The organism is Verrucomicrobium spinosum DSM 4136 = JCM 18804, assembly GCF_000172155.1.
Taxonomy (GTDB): Bacteria; Verrucomicrobiota; Verrucomicrobiia; order Verrucomicrobiales; family Verrucomicrobiaceae; genus Verrucomicrobium; species Verrucomicrobium spinosum.
This window is the reverse complement of the sequence record NZ_ABIZ01000001.1, coordinates 8,050,691-8,069,578: the sequence shown is the minus strand read 5'-3', so window position 1 is coordinate 8,069,578 and position 18,888 is coordinate 8,050,691. Positions and strand designations below refer to the sequence as shown.

Below are 18,888 nucleotides of genomic sequence, written 5' to 3'. Positions count from 1 at the left end.
TACTTCAGGAACTTCGGTTACTCCACAGCAATGCGGCAGTTTGGCAGAAATTCCTGCAACTTCTGTACCAATCGCATGTCTTCAGCTACGTCCAGATTCATGGGATCCGACTCGGAAGTAGTGATAAAAAGATGCGTGAGGTTGGTGCACGCCTTCAAGAAATGAACGCTGTCCTCGGTAAACGCCATGGTGTTGGTCAGGCGCAGATGGGTCAGGTGAGGGGCCACCTTGATGAGGAGCGCGAGGCTGGAGGGAGAGATCTGCGCGCCGTGCAGATTGAGATTGTTGAGGGTGTCAACATGCTCGCTGTGCCTGATCAGCGCGGCCATATCTTCGTCGTTGAACTTGTCGCACTGTGCCACGCTCACCCGCCAGACTTCGAATTCGCCCTTGGGGAGGTTGGCGGTGTCGCGGATGTCAGCCCTGTCCCCCATCGGGCGGCCGACTGGTGTTTCCAGACTGGAGGCATCAGGCTTCAGGCTGACTTTGGAGGTTGCGGGGGTGATGTTGACCATCCCGCCGTGGTTGATGACCCACTCCGCCAGGGATCGCTGCCGGGCCTGCATGCTCGCCGGAGGAGGCGCAGCAGTGTCCTCCGGCTGGAAGGGCATGGGAGTGGGCCCGGGGGAGAAGAACTGCATGAGCTTGCCATCCATGGCTAGTTTCCCGCTGGCGATGAGCATGAAGAGCGCGATCACGCCGCCACCCCATGCCTTGACGCGGCGGTGGACGGGTGGCAGCGGGCCGGGTGCGAGCAGGTGCGAGTAAGGCCGGGTCACCGCACCCGCATCCACCCGGGAAAAAGGCCCGCGGTCCGCCTGCTTGATGGGGCCGGTTTTCAGCACGCCTTCCAGGGCCCGCGTTACATCGCTCACCTGCTGGAAGCGTCTGTTGGGGTTGGTCTGGAGTGCCTTGCGGACCACCCCATCCAGTCGCGCATCTGCTCCGGCAGCACGGGAGGGCGGATCCCAGCCTACACCGCGGGGCACGCTGCCAGTGAGCATTTCATAGAGCATCACCCCCAGGGAGTAGATGTCGGCACGGTGGTCCACATGCTGGTCTCGAGTCATCGCCTCTGGCGCGATGTAGTCTGGCGTGCCCAGGGCATCACTGGCGGAGGTGAGACCCTGCCCGTCGGCATCCAGCCCGAGTTTCTTGGCCAGCCCGAAATCCGCCACCTTCACATTTCCCTGTTCGTCGATGAGGATGTTGGCGGGTTTGACGTCCCGATGAATGACGCCCTTGTGGTGGGAGTACTGGAGCGCATCGCAAATCTGGGTCACGATGGTGAGCATCTGCCTGGGTGTCATCTCCCCCTTGCGCATGAGGTGGCGCAGATTCGTCCCCTTCACGTACTCCATCGCGTAGAACATGCTGCCGCCGCCGGGGATCTCGCCATAGTCGTAGATGGAGACGATGTGCCGGTGGCTCAGCTTCGCCAGGATGCGGGCCTCACGCAGGAAACGCTCTGCGAAGACGCGGCGGTTGCGCAGGGCGGGGGGCAGCAATTTCACTGCCACCATGCGGCCCAGAGCTTTCTGCCTGGCCTGATATACCGCCCCCATTCCGCCCCGGTCGATCAAGCTGACAAACTCGAAGTCCGGGATCAATCCGTTGAGCTCCTCGATCGGAGGGGGCTCGAATCTGCCTAGTCGGAATGGGTCGTCCGCGTCCTGTAGGTCTAGGTTCATGACGAGAGGAAACACCGCCCGCCGGGCGGGCAGCCATGCGGGACAGGGATGCCCGCGGTGCTGTGGCTGTATTACTGGGCAGAGAAATTAGAATTCCTGCCGATGAAGACAAGGGTTTTCTCCGCGAAAATCCCCTCCGGATGACCTGCGAAACCCGTGCAGATGAGTGTCAGTTGTGGATCGCGTTCGTGAGAACGCGTTGCGGCCGTTTGAGGCACTCCCCTGCTTCTGAAGGTGTGTGTGGAGCGCGCCACGTCCGCACTTTTACAAGTGACGCTACGAGCTACGAGCGGCTGCTCCTGGGTTCTGGCACCGAATCAGGGCACGGAGTCGCCTGCGAGCGCAGCGTTGCCGATGATGCCCGCTTCGTTGCTGAACTTGGCCGGGAGGATCTTCAAGCCTTCCCATACGACGGTGGAAAGCATGGACTGCATCTTCTTCTGGAGCGGCTCAAAAAGCAGGGGGCCCGCCTGGGCCACACCGCCGCCGATGACGAAAGCATCCGGGTTCAGCAGCCAGGCCACACTGGCCAGGGCGGTGCCGAGCCACTCGGCGATGTCATGCCAGATCTGGATGGCCACGGAATCGCCGGCTTGGGCGGCCTCTGCGATGGCGCGAGGGGTGCAATCTGCCACCGTCTTGCCGAAACCCGCCTGGGCGAAGACCTTTACCGCGTACTCGGCGATCTGGTTGTTGCCCACATACTTCTCAAGTGCGCCCAAGTTGCCGTAGTGGCCGTGCACGCCCTGGTAGTGGACGCTCATCTGGCCGATCTCGCCAGCGGAGAACTGGCTGCCGCGGTAGAGCTCGTTGTTCAGGATGAGGCCGCCGCCCACGCCGGTGCCGAGGGTGAGGGCCACCACATTGCGCAGGCCCTGGCCCGCGCCGTAGCGCCACTCCGCATAGGCCATGGCATTGGCGTCGTTCTCCACCACGGTGGGGAGGCCGGTCATCTCGCAGAGGATCTTCTTCAGCGGCACTTCCTTCCAGCCGGGCACGTTGGTCAGCACATGCACGAACCCGTTGTCAAAGTCCACCAGCCCGGGCACGCCCACGCCCACGGCGCAGATCTCCGGGTGGCGCTCCTGGAGCTTGGCGATGCGGTCGGCGATGACCCGGATGAGAGCCACCGGGCCGTCATGTCCCTGCGTGGGGATCGGCTCATCCACTTCCAGAAGATCGGCCCCACGACACACGCCCAGCTTGATGGAAGTGCCACCGAAGTCCACGCCAACGGCGACAGGAGCCGAATCACTCATAGGATCAGATAGATAAAAAGTGGTGAGTTTTTGAAAATGCGAGCGCTGGGAGTAATGCATTTTCCACGAGTTGCAAGCGCCACCGTGGCGATTCCCCCCCCCGAGGCTCTCAGGCGGACTGCCGGGTGTGCAGATTGGCCACGATCCGCAGTCCGTGCAGGGTGAGGTCACCCTCTACATGGGCGATCTCTGGCAGGCGTGACGCGATCCATGCCGCATCTCCCCCGGTGGCCACCACGTGCAGGGGCTCGGGATGGCCCATCTCCTCACGGAGCTTCTCCAGGATGCCGTGCACCATGCCGCGGTAGCCGATGGCGGCCCCCGCGAGGATGGCACCCACAGTGGACTTGCCGATGGCGGAGTCCGGCTCCCGCAGCTCCACCTGGGGGAGCAGGGCGGTGCGCTCATGCAGATAGTCGGTCATGAGCCGCAGGCCCGGGGCGATGACCCCGCCCACGTAGGCAGCGTCTGCTTCCACGATGTCGAACGTCACCGCGGTGCCGAAATCGATGACAATGCCCGGGGCCCCATGCAGGGCGGCGAGGGCTACGGCATTGGCCAGACGATCGGCACCGATGGATTCTGGCTTGGGATAGCGGATGCCGATGCCCAGCGGGATGTCGTGGCGCAGGTTCAGCATCTGGCTGCCAAAGTGTGCCTGGAGCCGCTCCGTGGCGGCGGGTACGACGGAGGAAACGACCACGAGGCCGTGGGTCCAGCCAGTCAGCACCGTCGCCAGGGCTCGGGCGGTGTCTGCCACCAGCAGGGAGGTGGGCGTGTCTCGCTGCTCCAGGATGGCGTCGGACGTGGCGAGGCCAAACTTCGTGCGACCATTGCCGACATCGATGAGCAGGTAAGGTGACATGGCGGGATAAAAGAGAAATACGCCGGGCAGGGATGAGACGGGTCAGATCAGGGCTTCCAGTCCACGCGGGTGAAGGTTGACTTTTCGCCATTTTTCAGTGCCTCGATGTCCACCGGGGTGGAGCTCTTCACCTCCAGGGTGCGGCCCTGCACTTCCAGGGTGAGCCCTTGCTTCAGATCATCGGACTCCAGCCAGTAGCGGAGCTGGACATCGTGGGTGGTTTTGGCCGGCACTTGGGGGATGGCGTCGAAGGCGAGGAAGAAACTGGGGATCTCCCGTCCTCCAGAGGTGAGCAGGCGCACTTCCGGGGCGCGCATGGTCAGCTTGTCCGCAGAGTCATTTTTCACGCGTACTTCCAGGTCCAGCCGCACATTGCCATAGTCCCGCTCCACCACGGCGCGGTGGAACTTCAGTGGGGCATCGCTGGCGGCGGCTGGGGTTCCTGAGTTTCCGCCGGGGCCGTCCTCATCACCGGAGTCACCTGGGCCTGAGAGAAACACATAGGAGAGACCGGCCACGATGATGGCGAGAAGCACCCAGAGTTCGAGGCGTTTGAGCAAATTCATGGCCGTAACTTTGGGGGCGATGCGGGGCAAAATCCAGCGTTCTTCTCCGGTCTGCCCATCGTCAGCCGGGCTGCGCTTGCCCCCCTGGGCGACTGATTCCTGTTTGCCAAGCTTGATTTTCTGAATACCATCACCGCCCCCTCCGCCGCGTGCGCGGTTGCGGCCTGTGTTTCCCCCTTCGCTTCCTGTCATGAACATCACGTTTGAGTCCCAGCCCAACTGCCGTGCCGTCTATCGTATCGAGATCCCCGCTGCCGATGTGCAGCGTGAGCGCGAGGACGTGACGGCCAACTACGCCCGCCAGGCCCGTCTGCCCGGCTTCCGCCCCGGCAAGGCCCCCAAAGCCGTCGTCGCGAAGAAGTACGAGGGCCAGATCCGTGAAGAGCTGGAGACCGCCCTGGTTCGCAAGGGCTACCAGGAAGCGACCAAGCGCGGTGACGCAGACATCCTCAGCGTGCTGAACGTGCGGGACCAGGCCCTCCATGGTGACGACCACTACACCTTCACCATCGAGGTGAGCACGGTGCCCCGGTTCGAACTGCCGGAGTACAAGGGCATCCCGGTCAAGCTGCCGAAAGTGGAGGTGACTGATGCCGATGTGGACCACGACCTGCTCCATCTGCGTGAGCGCTACCAGACCTTCACCGATGTGGAGCGCGAGTCCAAGCTGGGTGACTACGCCGTGCTGCAAGTGACTGGCTCGGTGGATGGCAAGCCCGTGGAAGAGGCTCATCCCGATGCTCCGGCCTATCTCAAGAAGATCGACGGCAACTGGTTCCAGCTCAGCGAGAAGGAAAACTTCCTGCCCGGCTTCTACGCCGGTCTGGTGGGCGCCAAGAAGGGCGACACCCGCGACATCGCTGTGACGCTGCCCGAGGACTTCCCCTACGAAGCTCTGCGCAATCAGGTCGTCACCTTCCACACCACGGTGGACGCCGTGAAGGAAGGCGTGCTGCCTGAGCTGGACGAAGAGTTTGCCAAGAAGCTCAACCCAGAATGGGACCTGGAGCGCGTGCGCACTGAAGTGAAAAACAGCATCGAGGCCCGCCGCCAGCAGAACCGCGAAAACGAGCGCACCAACCAGGTGATCGCCCACCTTGCTGACAAGCTTGAGTTCGAGCTTCCCCAGGAAGTGGTGAACCGCGAGGCCCAGCGCCGCACGAATGACATCGCCCGCAACGCGCTGAACCAGGGCATGGACCAGAGCCAGATCATGGACGCCCAGGAGCAGATCGTGAGCGCAGCGACCCAGCAGGCCCGCCAGAACGTGAAGGTGAGCTTCATCCTTGGCGAAGTGGCCAAAAAGGAAAATCTCCGCGTGAGCGAAGACCAGCTCCGCATGGCGCTGGCCCAGATCTCCATGCGCCAGAAGGTGAGTCCCAAGAAACTCCTGCAGGACGCCAAAAAGAACAACCTCATCGAGCGCCTCCGCGAGGACATCCTGATTGAGAACGCCATCGGCTTCCTCAAGGAGCACGCCGTGGTGGAAGAAGTGGAAGCGAACCAGGAAGACTGCGGTCACGACCACAGCCACTGAGAGGCGGGCGTGGAGAGTTAGTTAGTTGATTTTGGCAAGGCCACTCCGGGGACGGGGTGGCCTTTCTGCTTCGTAGAGACACAAGACTTGCGCTGCCGCATGGGAGGGCCGAGGCCACGAAGTGTTCGCAGACCCTGGTGAGAGAGGGCCGCTTGGTGTGCGGGTGCCGCCCGAGTCTGTCACGGTGAATAGACAGAAAGGGTGGCCATATTTGTTCCCTCCGCTCACAAAGCCGGTGGGGACAAGCGGACTATGCCCGCGGCGGCAGCGGAAGGTCGTTCGGCTGTACAGTCTCCAGAGCGGGCGCTACTTCATGATCTCTTCCATAAACTCGCTGTTCCCCTCCAGCTTCTGCGCCTCCGCACCGATGCGCTGACCCGCGGCCCTGAACTGCGCCAGCATCTGCGTCGTAGCGGAGCGTCGGCTGATGATCTGGTCGGCCAGAGTCGTCCATTCCGTCCAGGCATCCACATAGGGGTGCAGACGGCTGTCCAGCAGTGCCCGCATGCGCTGCAGGCGGTTGCGAACTTCGGCGACTTCGCCACCGTCCAGGGAGCTGGTGGTCGTCAGGTCCAGGCGGGTGGCGTCTTTGATGGCGGCCACCGTCTGGTCCACCGCCTCCAGAGAGCCGGCGGCGCTGAGCTGCCGCGGCATCCGGCCTTCAGAAATGGCGAGCAAGAGGCGGGCGGCGACGTGATTGGGGGCTGCGGCGGCGATCTCACCCAGCGTCTTCTTCGCTGCTGGGGTGTTGAGCAGGGCAGGGTTGCTGCGAAGCTGGTCGCTGAGGATCGAGTAGGCCACCATCGCCTTGCTGATCTCCGGGGCCCGATCTCTGCGTGCCAGTGCCAGGGCCTCGTCAAACTGGCCGATGCTGAAGAGCTGCACCCCCAGGAAGGGAGTGATGCCCTCACCCAGTGCCAGGTCCACAGCGCTGGTCCGGTTCTTCAATGGGATGGCGGTGATCTGCTGGCCTGCTCTGGAGGCACCGCGCAGCTTGGCGATGACGCCACCGATGGGCTGTACCGACCCGTCGGCGTTCATGTCCCCGGTGACAGAGAAGCCCGGGTCGAGTTCCACCCCGGTGACCAGGGACTCCAGCAGCAGGGCGCAGGCCACGGCAGCAGAGGGGCCGTCCTTGGGCGAGTACTTGTCGTCGAAGGACAATTCCATGCGGTGGTCACGCAGTGCGCCATCGTGCCGCACGGAGTGAAACTTTACCACCTCACCCAGAGCGGTGGTCATGCTCGGTCCCACTTCCTGGTTGAAGGCTACGGAGGCCGGACCACCATAGTCCAGCTTCAAAGCGGAGATCGAAAGGCGGGAAGTCTTGCCCGCGTAGCGGGAGCCTCCCAGTGGCACCACCAGCAGCCCGCCCACGGAGGCATTGCGCCGTTTGAGCGTCACCCCCTGCTGGGCAGGGACCGGGGCGCGGGGGCTCACCATGGCGGTCTTGGGCAGGGCCGACCCGCTGGCCGAGGCCACCACCGGGCCCGAAGCCTGTCCCCATGAAGAGTACCACTGGTAGCTGTCTTGTTGCGGGCTGAAGATGAGCAGGCTCCGGTCGAGCGCATTGTGCCACTCGCACTCCACCACACCGGGGACGATGCTGCGGTACTCGCCGCGGCTCCGCTCTCCGTTCCACGTCAGATGCCGGTCGTCGCCCACCGCGATGGTGCTGCCGCCTTGCAGTTCCTGACCCAGGAGCCAGTTCTCAAACTCCGTGGCAGTCGTATGGTTTTCCAGAGGCGGAGGCGTGCGGCGGCCCAGGTATTTGAGCGGCAGGTCATCGGTCCCGTTGTTTAGCGTGCCAGAGACAAGGTCCTCCGCCACCGTCATCCGGTTGGGGCTGGCTTCTTTGCGGGGTTCGAAGTTCCAGAAGACGGAGCCTTTGCCTGTCACGCGGTAACCAAATCCCACGGAGTGTCCGCCTTCACGACCGGAGGTCCAGATCACAAAGGTCGGCGTCACGAACCAGTAGGTCTTGACCCGGCCTTGCCGTTCGGATTCCCAGTGGGTGCCCACCAGCCATTTGGCGAAATCCGCCTCTTGCATGGCCGAGAGTTGGGTGGGTGTCGCAGCGGTGGGGCTTTGCCCGTGGACGCATGCGGGCTGGAAGCTCAGAGCGATGGCGGCAGCCAGCAAACCTGGCGCGAGATGTGGGAATAGAGGGCGCGGGAGCATCAGAAAGTAAAAGGGGGTTGGAACAAGTTGTGGAAAAAACATCCCTCTTCAAGGCGAAGCAGCGCAAAAATCCCCGCGTTGCCCGGCCCCACATTTGCTTTTTGACCACTTGCCGCACCTGCCTTATGTGACCCCAGGCACCAAGGGGGTGCCCTATTCACCCCGTTTTGTTTTCACCGTCCCGTCCTACCATGTCTGAGCGCCCCACCATCATCTACACGAAAACCGACGAAGCACCTGCCCTGGCGACTTATTCCTTTTTGCCCATCATCCAGGCGTTTACCAAGCACTCCGGCATCGCGGTGGAGACCCGGGACATTTCGCTGGCGGGTCGCATCATCGCGAATTTCCCCGAGTCTCTCACGGAGGAGCAACGCGTCGCGGATGCCCTTGCCGAACTGGGCGCGTTGACACTGAAGGCCGAGGCCAACATCATCAAGCTTCCGAACATCAGCGCCTCCATCCCCCAGCTCAAGGCGGCCATCGCCGAGCTCCAGGCGCAGGGTTACAATCTGCCCGACTACCCGGCGGACCCCAAGACGGACGAGGAAAAGACCGCCAAGACCAAGTACGACAAGATCAAGGGCAGCGCGGTGAACCCGGTGCTGCGTGAGGGCAACTCCGACCGCCGCGCCCCCAAGGCGGTGAAGGAATACGCCCGCCAGAACCCACACTCCATGGGGGCCTGGTCTGCCGACTCAAAAACGTCGGTCGCCACCATGGGCGCGGATGATTTCTTCTCCAATGAGAAATCGGTGACCGTGGCCAACGGTGGCGCGGTGCGCATCGAGTTCGTGGGGGAAGACGGCACCACCCGGGTGCTAAAGGAGAAAGTCGCCCTGAAGCCGGGTGAGATCATCGACGGCACCAAGATGAGCAAGAAGGCGCTGGTGGCCTTTCTTGAGGAGCAAGTGGCCGCGGCCAAGGAGCAGGGCGTGCTCTTCTCCCTGCACATGAAGGCGACCATGATGAAGGTCTCTGACCCCATCATCTTTGCCCACGGTGTGCGCGCTTATTTCAAAGACGTGTTCGCCAAGCACGAAGAGACGTTCTCCAGGTTGGGCGTGGATCTGACCAACGGCTTCGGCGACCTCCTGGCAAAGATCGCCACGCTGCCAGCGGACCAGAAGGCGGAGATCGAAGCCGACATCCAGGCTGCCTATGCGAATGGCCCCGGCCTGGCGATGGTGAACTCCGACAAGGGCATCACCAACCTGCACGTGCCCAGCGATGTGATCATCGACGCCTCCATGCCGGCCATGATCCGCTCCTCCGGCAAGATGTGGGACGCCCAGGGCAAGCTACAGGACACGCTGGCCGTGATTCCTGACAGCAGCTATGCCGGCGTGTACCAGACCACGATCGCGTTCTGCAAGAAGCACGGTGCCTTTGACCCGCGCACCATGGGGACGGTGCCGAACGTCGGCCTCATGGCCCAGGCGGCCGAGGAGTACGGCTCGCATGACAAGACCTTCCACATTGTAGGGAACGGCACCGTCAGCGTCGTGGATGCGGACGGCAATGTGCTCATCGAGCACAGCGTGGAGAAGGGCGACATCTGGCGCATGTGCCAGGTGAAGGACGCCCCCGTGCAGGACTGGGTGAAGCTGGCCGTGAGCCGTGCCCGCGCCACGAACACCCCGGCGGTGTTCTGGCTGGACAAGAATCGCGCTCATGATGCGCAGTTGATCCAGAAGGTGAACCAGTATCTGGCCGATCACGACACCTCCGGATTGGAGATTCACATCCTTGCTCCCGCCGCCGCCACCGAGTTCACTCTGGAGCGCCTCAAGGCCGGGCAGGACACCATCTCCGTCACTGGCAACGTGCTGCGTGACTACCTCACGGACCTCTTCCCCATCCTGGAGCTTGGCACCAGCGCGAAGATGCTCTCCATCGTGCCGCTCATGAACGGCGGTGGCCTGTTCGAGACAGGGGCCGGCGGCTCCGCTCCCAAGCACGTGCAGCAGTTCCTGGAGGAGAACTACCTCCGCTGGGATTCCTTGGGTGAGTTCCTCGCACTCGCGGTGTCGCTGGAGCATCTGAGCATCGTCTTTGGCAACGCCAAGGCCAAGGTGCTGGCGGACACGCTGGACGCGGCCACAGGCCAGTTCCTCATTCACGACAAGTCCCCCTCCCGCAAGGTCGGCGGCATCGACAACCGCGGCAGCCACTTCTACCTCGCCCTCTACTGGGCCCAGGCCCTGGCCACCCAGAATGACGACGCCGAACTGAAAGCGATCTTCGAGAAGCCCGCTGCAGATCTCACCGCCAACGAAGCCAAGATCGTGGCCGAGCTCGGTGCCGTCCAAGGCAAGCCCGTGGACATCGGCGGCTACTACCAGCCGAATGATAAGCTGGCGAATGCAGCCCTGCGTCCCAGTGCGACGTTGAACGGGATCATCGAGGCGATTTAAGGATCGCGGTTCGGCCAGGATAAACGAATACAAAACTGCTTTGCGCCCCCGTGGTGCAGAGCAGTTTTTTTTGGTGGAGGTGGAGCAAGAAGTCCAGCACTTCAGCGCGCGTCAGTCGTTCCACCCTGCTCAAACAACGCCAGTCCCACTGCGGGACCGCTACTCCTTTCGTTGCCGCAGCGGGCAAAGTAGTCACAGGCTTCAGCCTGTTCAGGCGCGTGGTCGGGCGTCAACAAGGCCAGGCTGAAGCCTAGCACTACTTTCCCCCCATCCCCCGCAGAAAGACATCCATTCTGATCTTTTTGTAACAACATGGGGGGTCAACTTGGGGTGTTGGCGCAAGAAAAGCACCATTTTTCCGTTACTCTCCCACTGTCACCATTCCGCAATGTCCCGTCCCTACTTGACCCGCACCACCCACAACTGCGCTGGAGCCACGCGCAGGGATTTCCTCCGCCTCGGGCTGACGGCTGCGGGCGGCGGTCTGGGTTTCACGGATCTCATGCGGGCGCGGGCGGCGCATGCGGCAGAACTTCCCACCACCGGCGTCTCCATGTCGCGCCCCATCAACTGCATCATGGTGTGGCTGGACGGAGGTCCCTCGCACTACGAGTCCTTCGACCCCAAGCCGGACGCGCCTTCTGAAATTCGCGGCGAGTTCGGCACCATCCCGACGAATGTGCCGGGCGTTCATTTCTCCGACTGCGTACCGCACCTGGCCAAGGTGATGGACAAGATGACGGTGGTGCGGTCCATCTGCCACAAGGATCCCAATCACGGCGCGGGCAACCACTACCTTATGACGGGCTCACCCACTCCCGTGCCGGTGGGGTGTGGGGCGTTCGTCACCTTCCATCCGTCCTTTGGGTCGGTTGTTTCCTATGAGCGCGGGGTCAAGAGCGGCCTGCCCGCCTACATGTCCCTGCCTTCCATGACGCGCTCCGGCGGACCGAATTTTCTCGGAGCCCAGCATGCTCCATTTGTCATTGGCGGCGACCCCAATGCCAAGGGCTTCAAGGTGCGGGACGTGGTGCTGCCCACGGAGATCTCCGATGCACGTGGCCTGGCCCGGCGGGAGCTTCGCACCTCGCTGGACCGCATGAAGCGCTTCCACGAAGCGGTGGCAGATGATCCGGCCGTGAGCTTTGACACCTTTTACGGTCAGGCGGTGGACCTCATCGGCTCGCAGCCCGCGCAGGAGGCCTTCGACATTCAGCGTGAGGACGAGAAGACGCGTGATCTCTATGGCCGCAACAACCTGGGCCAGCAGATGTTGCTCGCCCGGCGGCTGGTAGAGGTGGGTGTGTCCTTTGTCACGGTGCATTACGGCGGCTGGGATCATCACCGGCAGCTCTTCAAGACCTGCAAAGGCGAGTTCATGCAGAAGTTTGACCAGGGCATGGCCGCGCTGTTGACGGACCTGGACCGCCGCGGGTTGTTGGAAAGTACGCTGGTGGTGGCGCTCGGTGAATTTGGCCGGACGCCAAAGATCAACAAAGACGGTGGCCGGGATCACTGGCCGGGGGCGATGAGTGTGCTCTTCGCCGGGGCAGGCGTGCCACGCGGTGCCGTGGTCGGAGCCACCGATCCCAAGGGGTACTACGCCAGTGATGACGTGCACTCCCCCGAGGACTTCGCCAACACCCTCTACACCAAGCTGGGCATCAACCCCCATCAGGTGTTGCACACGAACACGGGACGGCCCGTCCAGCTTGTGAACGGCGGCAGCCCCATCGCTCCGCTTTTTGCCTGACCGCCTGCGGCCTCCTCATGAAGCGGTTGTGGCAGATTCTCAGCCTTCTTGCCCCCTGCTGGGCAGCGGGGGCGCTCCATGGTGCGGCGCCAGCGGTGACCGCACTGTATCCCGCGGGCGGCCGGGCGGGCGCGACGTTTCCTTTAACCCTGACGGGAGCGGTGGAAAAGACGGCACCCTCGGCGTGGGCAGATCATCCCGGGATCACTTTCCAGCCGGGGGCCAAGCCGAATGTCTTTGAGGTCAGCCTGGCTCCGGATACGCCGCCAGGGCCGCACCTGGTACGCTTCCACAATGCTGAAGGAGCGAGCGTGCCCAAGACCTTCATGGTAGGCGCGGCATCGGTGGGGGAGGCCATGGACGCGGAGCCCAATGACGATGCGCGCGCGACGGCCCAAGCGCTCGCCGTGTTGCCCGTGACGGTGAACGGCCGTCTCGACAAGGCGGGCGATGCTGATGCCTTCAAGTTCACGGCCAAGGCCGGCCAGTGGCTCGTGGCGGTGCTGCATGGCTATGGCCTCGGTTCGCAGATGGATCCTGCGATCCGGCTGCTGGATGAGCACGGCACCGAGCTGGCACTGGGGCATGACTCCTACAACCTGGATCCGCAGATCGCCTATGAGATCAAGAAGGCGGGCACTTATGTCGTCCAGGTGCTGGGTTATGCGCACCCTCCTGCGGCCGACGTGAACTTGAAGGGAAGCCCGGACCATGTGTATCGGCTGACGATGACCCAGGAGCCGACACCGCGGCTGGCTTGGCCACCCGGGGTAAAACGGGGCACGAAGTCGTCTGTGCAAACGCTGGGCTGGAACTGCGGTGCAGGGGGCTTCAGAGGGCCGGCCATTGAGGTGGATGCCACGACAGCCGCGCCCGGTGCTGAGTTCGTGGAAATCATGAACTCCGGCCCCGGGCCATTGCGTGTCGCCTTGCACGATGGGGAGACGGTGTTGGAGACCGAACCCAACCAAACGGCCAAGGAGGCGGAGGTGAACGTGCTGACCCCTGCGGGAGCCGTCACCTGGCAGGGTGTGCTGCAAACGCCGGGTGACGAGGACCGGCTCATGTTCGCGACCAAGAAAGGGGAGACCTATCTGTTCAAGGTCGCCTCTTCGACTTTACATGCACCGCTGGACGCGTGGCTCCGGGTCGAGAATCTCCAGGGCACGCTGATCGGTCAGGCCGATGACGCGAAGGAGGGGAACTTTGACCCTGTGCTGAACTGGAAGGCTCCTGTGGACGGGAAGTTTGTGCTGGCCATCAGCGACCGCTTCCAGCGCGGCGGATGGGATTTTGTTTATCAGGTGCAGATCAGTCCCGCGTCTGTGGTGCCCGTGCGGCCGGTGGTGCTGGGCACGCTCGCGGAAAACGCTTTGAAACTCGAGGCCGGCAAGACAGCGGATCTGAAACTGACTGCTGCCGTGACGGGCGAGTTCAAGGGCAAGCTGACGGCGACTGTCACCGGCCTGCCCGCCGGTGTGGCCGTGACGGAGGTTGAGGTTCCCGGAAAGAAGGGCGGCGAGGTGACGCTGAAGCTGGCCGCGACGGCGGAAGTTGTTTCCTTTAGCGGGCCGGTGGAGGTGGTGGTCAAAACCTCCCCGCCCGATGCCGCAGCGGAGTATAAAGCTGTCTATGACCTGCGTGGGGTGGAGCCTCGCGGAGACCGTCTGGTGAATGAGGTCTCCCGGGTGTGGCTGAGCGTGGCGGGGAAGTCGGCTGTGAAGGAGACACAAGACGCAAAACCTGAGGTCGGGGGCGGGGCAAAGTAGTCACAGTCCCGCATGCGGGACTGTTCAGTCGCGCGATTCCACCCCAAACAACGCCAGGCTAAAGCCCGGCACTACTTTTCAGCTGTCGCCTGCGGGGTAGTCCGGTTGTCCCAACCGGCTCTGGAAGCGGAGCAAGTGGGGCAGCCACCTCAGTGATGCCCTTCCAATCGGGACAAGAATGGCCCTTGCTCCTTTTACTGACCAGCACATCCAGCGCGTGACCTGTTGTAGGGCGAGCGCTCCGCTTGCCGCGAACGTCTCCCGGTGTGGCAACCGGAGCGGTCGCCCTACAACCCAGATTTTTTGGCAGCGCGGGAGAGAGGCAGCCTCATCGGGCGCTTGCACGCGACCGGAATAAGAGTGTCCCTTGCTCCTTTTACTGACCAGCACATCCAGCGCGTGACCTGTTGTAGGGCGAGCGCTCCGCTTGCCGCGAACGTCTCCCGGTGTGGCAACCGGAGCGGTCGCCCTACAACCCAGATTTTTTGGCAGCGAGGGAGAGAGGCCATCTCATGGGGTGCCTGCACCGGCCCGTGACAAGAATGGCCCTTGCTCCTTTTACAGACTCCTCCACTGGGCGTGCTCATCCAGATGCCAGCTCAGGTCTGAAGTCTGGTGTCTTTTAGTCTGGCGTCTGCCCCCGAAGGGGGCTAAAAATCCGTGTCCGCCTTTTTCAGATTCAGCTCCTTGATCCACGCGTTCCGATACCTCACATCGTGGCCTTCGCACTGGAGCTTCAGACCCTGCGGGGTGTCCGTGATGCCGAACCCGTTGTTATTTCCTCCATCCACGCCGGAGTTGGGGCCGCCCCAGACCTTGCTGATGGCCACGTTCTTGTGCACCTTCTTCCCGTTGAAGTACATTGTGACCAGCGGCTTCTCCACCAGCTTGCCGTCCTCGAACCGGGCCGCGCGGAAGACGATGTCATAGCTGTTCCACTTGCCCACGCCGAGGTAGGCGTCATACGGGGATTCGGTCTCATTGATCACCGCACCCATGCCGTGCTTGGTCTTGTCGCCGTCCAGCACCTGGATCTCATACCGGTTCTGCAGGTACACCCCGCTGTTGCCGCCCGGCTTGGTGATGTAAAACTCAATGTGCAGGCGGAAGTCGCGGTACGGCTTCTTGGTCACGATGTCCGCCGCGCCGTACTTGCCTTTGTCCGCCGCGCGGTCGTCTGTCATGATGGCGGAGCCGCCGTCCACCGGGTCTTCCACCACCTTCCACTTGATGGGCAGGGCGGAGGCGAAGCGTGGCCCCTCCCAGTAGGTCCACTTCTCATCCAGCATCTGGCGGGAGCCATCCAGAATGACTTCCGCACCCTCTTCAGGCTTGGCACCTGCGCCCAGATGGGGGGGTGGGCTTTGCGAGAGGGCGGCAGTGGCCAGCGCCAGAGGCAGCAGGCAGGAGAGGAGGGTGCGTTTGCGTTTCATGAAGCGGAAAGGTGCAAAAACGGTGAAGGCAGGGTTACTGACGCACTGGCTGTCTTCTTGCCCGGCAACGGTTATTTGCGCATGACGGGCGCGCATCCATCCGCTAGCTGTGGGTGGCGCAGGCCACTTTTTCAGCCCCATGTCATCCCCCGCTTTTTTCTTTGATCGTGATGGTGTCGTCAATGTCTCGCCCGGAGCGGGCTATGTACTGAGCTGGGAGGCGTTCCATTTTTGCGAGGGTATTGTCAAGGCCCTCGCCAGGCTCAAGGAGGCAGGCTTCATACTCGTCGTCGTGACCAGCCAGCAGGGGGTCGGCAAAGGTCTCATGACCCAGGCCGCGCTGGATGACATTCACGACCGCATGCAGGCCGCTCTGGAGCCCCATGGGGCCGCGTTTGACGCCATCTATGCCTGCACCTGCCTCTCCAGCGATCCGGATTGCACTTGCCGCAAGCCCTCTCCAGAGATGATCGAGCAGGCGGCGGCGGCGCATGACCTGGACCTCAGTCGCTCCTGGCTGATTGGCGATCACGACCGGGACATCCAGATGGCAGTGAATGCCGGAGTGCCTCGCACGATCCGAGTCTTGGGCGAAAAGGAGGCCACGGTCGCAGCTTCGCACACGCTCCAGAGCGTATCGGAACTGCCCGCATTGTTGGAGCGCGTTCTTCCTGCTTGATCCGATCCGTCTGCGTCAGCTCTCCCCCCTCAATGACTCTCCATCGCGTTTTGTTTCTCCTCGCGCCCCTGGCCCTTGGTCTTGGGCTTCTGTCCTCGTGTTCCTCGGCACCCACCCGGGCCTTCTACGCGCTCACGGCGGACGGCCCGGTGCCGTCTGGCGGGGGGGTGGGCATTGGCGTGGGGCCGGTGGCCCTGGCAGGGTATCTGGACCGGCCCAATCTCGTGATGCGGGAGGACGGCACGCGCATCGCTGTGGCGGAGTCTCATCGCTGGGCCGGCAAGCTGGAGGACAACTTCGCCCGCGTGTTGGCCACGAATTTGGGGCGTCAACTCAAGACGGGCAATCTTCGTACTTACCCGTGGGATACGGATGACGGGCTCAAGTATCAAATCTCCTTGGATCTCACCCACCTCCATGGCACTTCAGAAGGCGATGCCTTCATGGAGGCATCGTGGCGGGTCTATTCCCTCCCGGACCGCAAGCTCATCGCCACCCGGTCCTGGTCCGGCACGGAGCCCCTGAGCAAAGATGGCTACGACGCACTCGTGGCGGCAGAGAGTCGTCTCATTGCGCGCTTTGCGGTGGAGGTGGGGAAGACGTTAGGGGTTAAGGGTTAGAAAGTTATGGGTGGTCTGTGGGCTGCCACTCCCGCCTCAAAACCCTTCAGTCACAACATCTAACCCCTAACGCCTAGCCTTTCCCCTCAATCGCCTGCACCCGGGCCAGATGTCGGCCAGCGGTGAACTCGGTTTCCAGCCAGATCTTCACGATCTCAAGCGCCAGTTCCGGGGAGATGGTCCGCTCACCGATGGCGAGGACGTTGGCGTCATTATGTTCGCGGGCCCAGCGGGCCGTGTCGTGACTCCAGCAGAGGGAGCAGCGCACGCCGCGCACCTTGTTGGCCACGATGGCCTCCCCGTTCCCGGAGCCGCCCAGCACAATGCCGCGATCCGCCTCCCCCTTGGCCACGGCCTCGGCGGCCGGTCGCACATACGTGGGATAGTCCACAGGATCCGCGCTGTAGGTGCCGAAGTCCTGCACCTCGTGGCCGAGGGACTGGAGGAAAGCTTTGATCTTCTCTTTGTAGGCGAATCCGGCGTGGTCAGAGCCAATGGAGATCTTCATGGGTAGGGGAGGGGAAAAAAAGGGAGAACGGGAATAGCTTGGCCGCTACCTAGCATAGCACGCCCGCGATGCCCGGCAAAAGTCAGTGCGGAGTGCTCCTGACCGTCCCGCATGCGGGACCAGCGCCCTCAGGGCCAAAGGGGCCGGTATCATCACGCCTGCCCAAGACGAGCATCCCGGAATGACGCCGGGCCTACAGCCCTCAACCTCTATGCTAGCGCCCACCTTGGGCGTTGCCCAAGGCTGGGTATGACGCCGGACCTTTGGTCCTCCTGAGCTGCGGGCCCTTTTTGCCAAGGTAAGACGATTGGATCATCAAGTCTCAAGCCGGACACGGCGCGTGGCCCGCCCCCATCCCAACCCTTCCTGCCTCCCTCTGTGTTCTCTGTGCCTCTGTGGTAAAACTTTCCCTTCCACCCACCCCTGACTTCCTTCCCCTGGCCCAAGATTGAAATTTCTATTCGCCAAGCCGCACCCCCTGTGTATCCTCTCCGCCCTTTTGCAAAATCGCACCATGGCGGAAGCCCAGAAAAACATCCTCCGAATCGGTCTGCCCAAGGGCAGCCTGCAGGATCCGACGCTTGATCTTTTCAAGCGATCGGGCTTCAACATCATCGTCAACTCGCGGTCCTATCGGCCCAGCGTGGATGACGCCGAGCTGGAGATCCGCCTGCTGCGCGCCCAGGAAATTGGCCGCTATGTGGACCACGGGTTCCTGGACTGCGGCATCACCGGTCGCGACTGGATCGCGGAGAACCAGGCGGATATCGAGGTCATCACCGACCTGCGCTACAGCAAGGCCACCTCCCTACCCACCCGCTGGGTGCTCGTGGTGCCTGAGGACTCCCCCATCCAGAGTGTCAAGGATCTGGAGGGCAAGCGCATCTCCACCGAGGCCGTGGGCCTGACCAAGACCTATCTGGAAAAGAACGGCGTCAATGCCGAGGTGGAATTCAGCTGGGGTGCCACCGAGGTGAAGGTGCCTGAGCTGGTGGATGCCATCGTGGACATCACCGAGACGGGCTCCTCCCTCCGGGCCAATAAATTGCGCATTGTGGACACGCTCATGGAGAGCTATCCGCAGTTCGTCTCCAGCAAAAACGCGTATGTCGATCCCTGGAAGCGGGAGAAGATGCAGCGCCTGGCCCTGCTCCTGAACGGTGCCTTGGAGGCCCGCTACAAGGTGGGCATCAAGATGAACCTGCCGGACCACAAGCTGGAGAATCTGCTGCACGCACTGCCCTCCCTGCGCCGTCCTACCATCTCCAACCTGGCCGGTGGTGGCTGGGTCGCGGTGGAAACGATCATTGACGAATCCGTCGTTCGTGAGATGATACCCGCCCTCAAAGCCTTGGGTGCTGAGGGAATCATTGAGTATCCATTGAACAAAGTCGTCCACTGACCGCTTTTTTTAAGACCAGACTCTACTCCAACTAAAACCAAAAACATACAGACATGGGCTCGCTCAAGAAGCGTCGTAAGACGAAGATCAACAAACACAAGCGTAAGAAGCGCATGAAGGCCAACCGCCACAAGAAGCGCTTGCGTTACAAGAGCTAGAGCCCGCAGGGAGGCGCGCCCAGGCCGCCTTCCGCTGCCCGTTCGTTTCT

At 62.6% G+C, this 18,888-nt stretch carries 15 protein-coding genes; 8 read left to right on the top strand and 7 right to left on the bottom strand.

Features of this window, described 5'->3' with window-relative positions:
* Window positions 1-17: 17 nt before the first annotated feature.
* The 4 genes from VSP_RS40425 to VSP_RS32490 all read right to left on the bottom strand — a co-directional run bounded on the left by VSP_RS40425 (window position 18) and on the right by VSP_RS32490 (window position 4,573).
* Window positions 18-1,691, bottom strand: a complete 1,674-nt coding sequence (locus tag VSP_RS40425) for a serine/threonine-protein kinase (protein ID WP_009966013.1) — start codon at window positions 1,689-1,691, stop codon at window positions 18-20.
* Window positions 1,692-2,008: 317 nt separating this feature from the next.
* Window positions 2,009-2,950 (bottom strand): ROK family protein, encoded by a 942-nt coding sequence (locus tag VSP_RS32500; protein ID WP_009966012.1) that lies wholly within the window; start codon window positions 2,948-2,950, stop codon window positions 2,009-2,011.
* 109 nt (window positions 2,951-3,059) lie between these two features.
* Complete coding sequence (locus VSP_RS32495) at window positions 3,060-3,815, bottom strand: type III pantothenate kinase (protein WP_009966010.1); 756 nt, start codon at window positions 3,813-3,815, stop codon at window positions 3,060-3,062.
* 47 nt (window positions 3,816-3,862) lie between these two features.
* Window positions 3,863-4,573, bottom strand: coding sequence for a hypothetical protein (locus VSP_RS32490; protein WP_009966009.1), 711 nt, complete (start codon window positions 4,571-4,573; stop codon window positions 3,863-3,865).
* Here VSP_RS32490 and tig point away from each other — a divergent pair.
* Entirely contained in the window at window positions 4,572-5,918 is a 1,347-nt protein-coding gene (gene tig, locus VSP_RS32485; RefSeq protein WP_009966008.1) for a trigger factor, read from the top strand. The genes VSP_RS32490 and tig overlap by 2 nt on opposite strands.
* A 306-nt stretch (window positions 5,919-6,224) precedes the next feature.
* Here the strand turns inward: tig and VSP_RS32480 are convergent, their stop codons facing one another.
* The gene (locus tag VSP_RS32480) at window positions 6,225-8,099 is read right to left on the bottom strand and encodes a S16 family serine protease (RefSeq protein WP_029190933.1); all 1,875 of its coding nucleotides are present in this window, start codon (window positions 8,097-8,099) and stop codon (window positions 6,225-6,227) included.
* Between the two features lie 191 nt (window positions 8,100-8,290).
* Between VSP_RS32480 and VSP_RS32475 the strand changes: the two genes are divergently transcribed.
* The 3 genes from VSP_RS32475 (at window position 8,291) to VSP_RS32460 (ending at window position 14,038) form a co-directional block, all read left to right on the top strand.
* Window positions 8,291-10,516: an NADP-dependent isocitrate dehydrogenase gene (locus VSP_RS32475; protein ID WP_009966005.1), complete on the top strand. Its 2,226-nt coding sequence runs from the start codon at window positions 8,291-8,293 to the stop codon at window positions 10,514-10,516.
* Between the two features lie 388 nt (window positions 10,517-10,904).
* A complete protein-coding gene (locus VSP_RS32465) occupies window positions 10,905-12,269 on the top strand; it encodes a DUF1501 domain-containing protein (RefSeq protein ID WP_009966004.1) in 1,365 nt (454 codons plus the stop codon).
* Between the two features lie 17 nt (window positions 12,270-12,286).
* Window positions 12,287-14,038: a hypothetical protein gene (locus VSP_RS32460; protein ID WP_009966003.1), complete on the top strand. Its 1,752-nt coding sequence runs from the start codon at window positions 12,287-12,289 to the stop codon at window positions 14,036-14,038.
* Window positions 14,039-14,688: 650 nt separating this feature from the next.
* Here the strand turns inward: VSP_RS32460 and VSP_RS32455 are convergent.
* On the bottom strand, window positions 14,689-15,471 hold the full coding sequence (locus tag VSP_RS32455; RefSeq protein ID WP_009966002.1) for a 3-keto-disaccharide hydrolase: 783 nt from the start codon (window positions 15,469-15,471) through the stop codon (window positions 14,689-14,691).
* A 139-nt stretch (window positions 15,472-15,610) separates the two neighbouring features.
* Between VSP_RS32455 and VSP_RS32450 the strand changes: the two genes are divergently transcribed.
* Together VSP_RS32450 and VSP_RS32445 are read left to right on the top strand one after the other, a co-directional pair.
* On the top strand, window positions 15,611-16,150 hold the full coding sequence (locus VSP_RS32450; protein WP_009966001.1) for a D-glycero-alpha-D-manno-heptose-1,7-bisphosphate 7-phosphatase: 540 nt from the start codon (window positions 15,611-15,613) through the stop codon (window positions 16,148-16,150).
* A gap of 32 nt (window positions 16,151-16,182) precedes the next feature.
* The gene (locus tag VSP_RS32445; RefSeq protein ID WP_009965999.1) at window positions 16,183-16,770 is read left to right on the top strand and encodes a PqiC family protein; all 588 of its coding nucleotides are present in this window, start codon (window positions 16,183-16,185) and stop codon (window positions 16,768-16,770) included.
* A gap of 73 nt (window positions 16,771-16,843) precedes the next feature.
* Here the strand turns inward: VSP_RS32445 and rpiB are convergent, their stop codons facing one another.
* Window positions 16,844-17,278, bottom strand: a complete 435-nt coding sequence (gene rpiB, locus VSP_RS32440; RefSeq protein ID WP_009965998.1) for a ribose 5-phosphate isomerase B — start codon at window positions 17,276-17,278, stop codon at window positions 16,844-16,846.
* A 514-nt stretch (window positions 17,279-17,792) separates the two neighbouring features.
* Here rpiB and hisG point away from each other — a divergent pair.
* Window positions 17,793-18,680: an ATP phosphoribosyltransferase gene (gene hisG / locus VSP_RS32435; RefSeq protein ID WP_029190930.1), complete on the top strand. Its 888-nt coding sequence runs from the start codon at window positions 17,793-17,795 to the stop codon at window positions 18,678-18,680.
* Between the two features lie 53 nt (window positions 18,681-18,733).
* The gene (locus tag VSP_RS41665; RefSeq protein WP_009965996.1) at window positions 18,734-18,838 is read left to right on the top strand and encodes an AURKAIP1/COX24 domain-containing protein; all 105 of its coding nucleotides are present in this window, start codon (window positions 18,734-18,736) and stop codon (window positions 18,836-18,838) included.
* The last annotated feature ends 50 nt before the right edge of the window (window positions 18,839-18,888 follow it).

Excerpts from the sequence above, each read along its gene's own strand:
- VSP_RS32460 (WP_009966003.1), top strand. The coding sequence starts at position 12,287 with ATGAAGCGGTTGTGGCAGATTCTCAGCCTTCTTGCCCCCTGCTGGGCA.
- tig (WP_009966008.1), top strand. The coding sequence starts at position 4,572 with ATGAACATCACGTTTGAGTCCCAGCCCAACTGCCGTGCCGTCTATCGT.
- VSP_RS32450 (WP_009966001.1), top strand. The coding sequence starts at position 15,611 with ATGTCATCCCCCGCTTTTTTCTTTGATCGTGATGGTGTCGTCAATGTC.
- VSP_RS32465 (WP_009966004.1), top strand. The coding sequence starts at position 10,905 with ATGTCCCGTCCCTACTTGACCCGCACCACCCACAACTGCGCTGGAGCC.
- VSP_RS32490 (WP_009966009.1), bottom strand. The coding sequence starts at position 4,573 with ATGACAGGAAGCGAAGGGGGAAACACAGGCCGCAACCGCGCACGCGGC.
- VSP_RS32500 (WP_009966012.1), bottom strand. The coding sequence starts at position 2,950 with ATGAGTGATTCGGCTCCTGTCGCCGTTGGCGTGGACTTCGGTGGCACT.
- VSP_RS32495 (WP_009966010.1), bottom strand. The coding sequence starts at position 3,815 with ATGTCACCTTACCTGCTCATCGATGTCGGCAATGGTCGCACGAAGTTT.
- VSP_RS32480 (WP_029190933.1), bottom strand. The coding sequence starts at position 8,099 with ATGCTCCCGCGCCCTCTATTCCCACATCTCGCGCCAGGTTTGCTGGCT.
- rpiB (WP_009965998.1), bottom strand. The coding sequence starts at position 17,278 with ATGAAGATCTCCATTGGCTCTGACCACGCCGGATTCGCCTACAAAGAG.
- VSP_RS32445 (WP_009965999.1), top strand. The coding sequence starts at position 16,183 with ATGACTCTCCATCGCGTTTTGTTTCTCCTCGCGCCCCTGGCCCTTGGT.
- VSP_RS32475 (WP_009966005.1), top strand. The coding sequence starts at position 8,291 with ATGTCTGAGCGCCCCACCATCATCTACACGAAAACCGACGAAGCACCT.
- VSP_RS40425 (WP_009966013.1), bottom strand. The coding sequence starts at position 1,691 with ATGAACCTAGACCTACAGGACGCGGACGACCCATTCCGACTAGGCAGA.
- VSP_RS32455 (WP_009966002.1), bottom strand. The coding sequence starts at position 15,471 with ATGAAACGCAAACGCACCCTCCTCTCCTGCCTGCTGCCTCTGGCGCTG.
- hisG (WP_029190930.1), top strand. The coding sequence starts at position 17,793 with ATGGCGGAAGCCCAGAAAAACATCCTCCGAATCGGTCTGCCCAAGGGC.
- VSP_RS41665 (WP_009965996.1), top strand. The coding sequence starts at position 18,734 with ATGGGCTCGCTCAAGAAGCGTCGTAAGACGAAGATCAACAAACACAAG.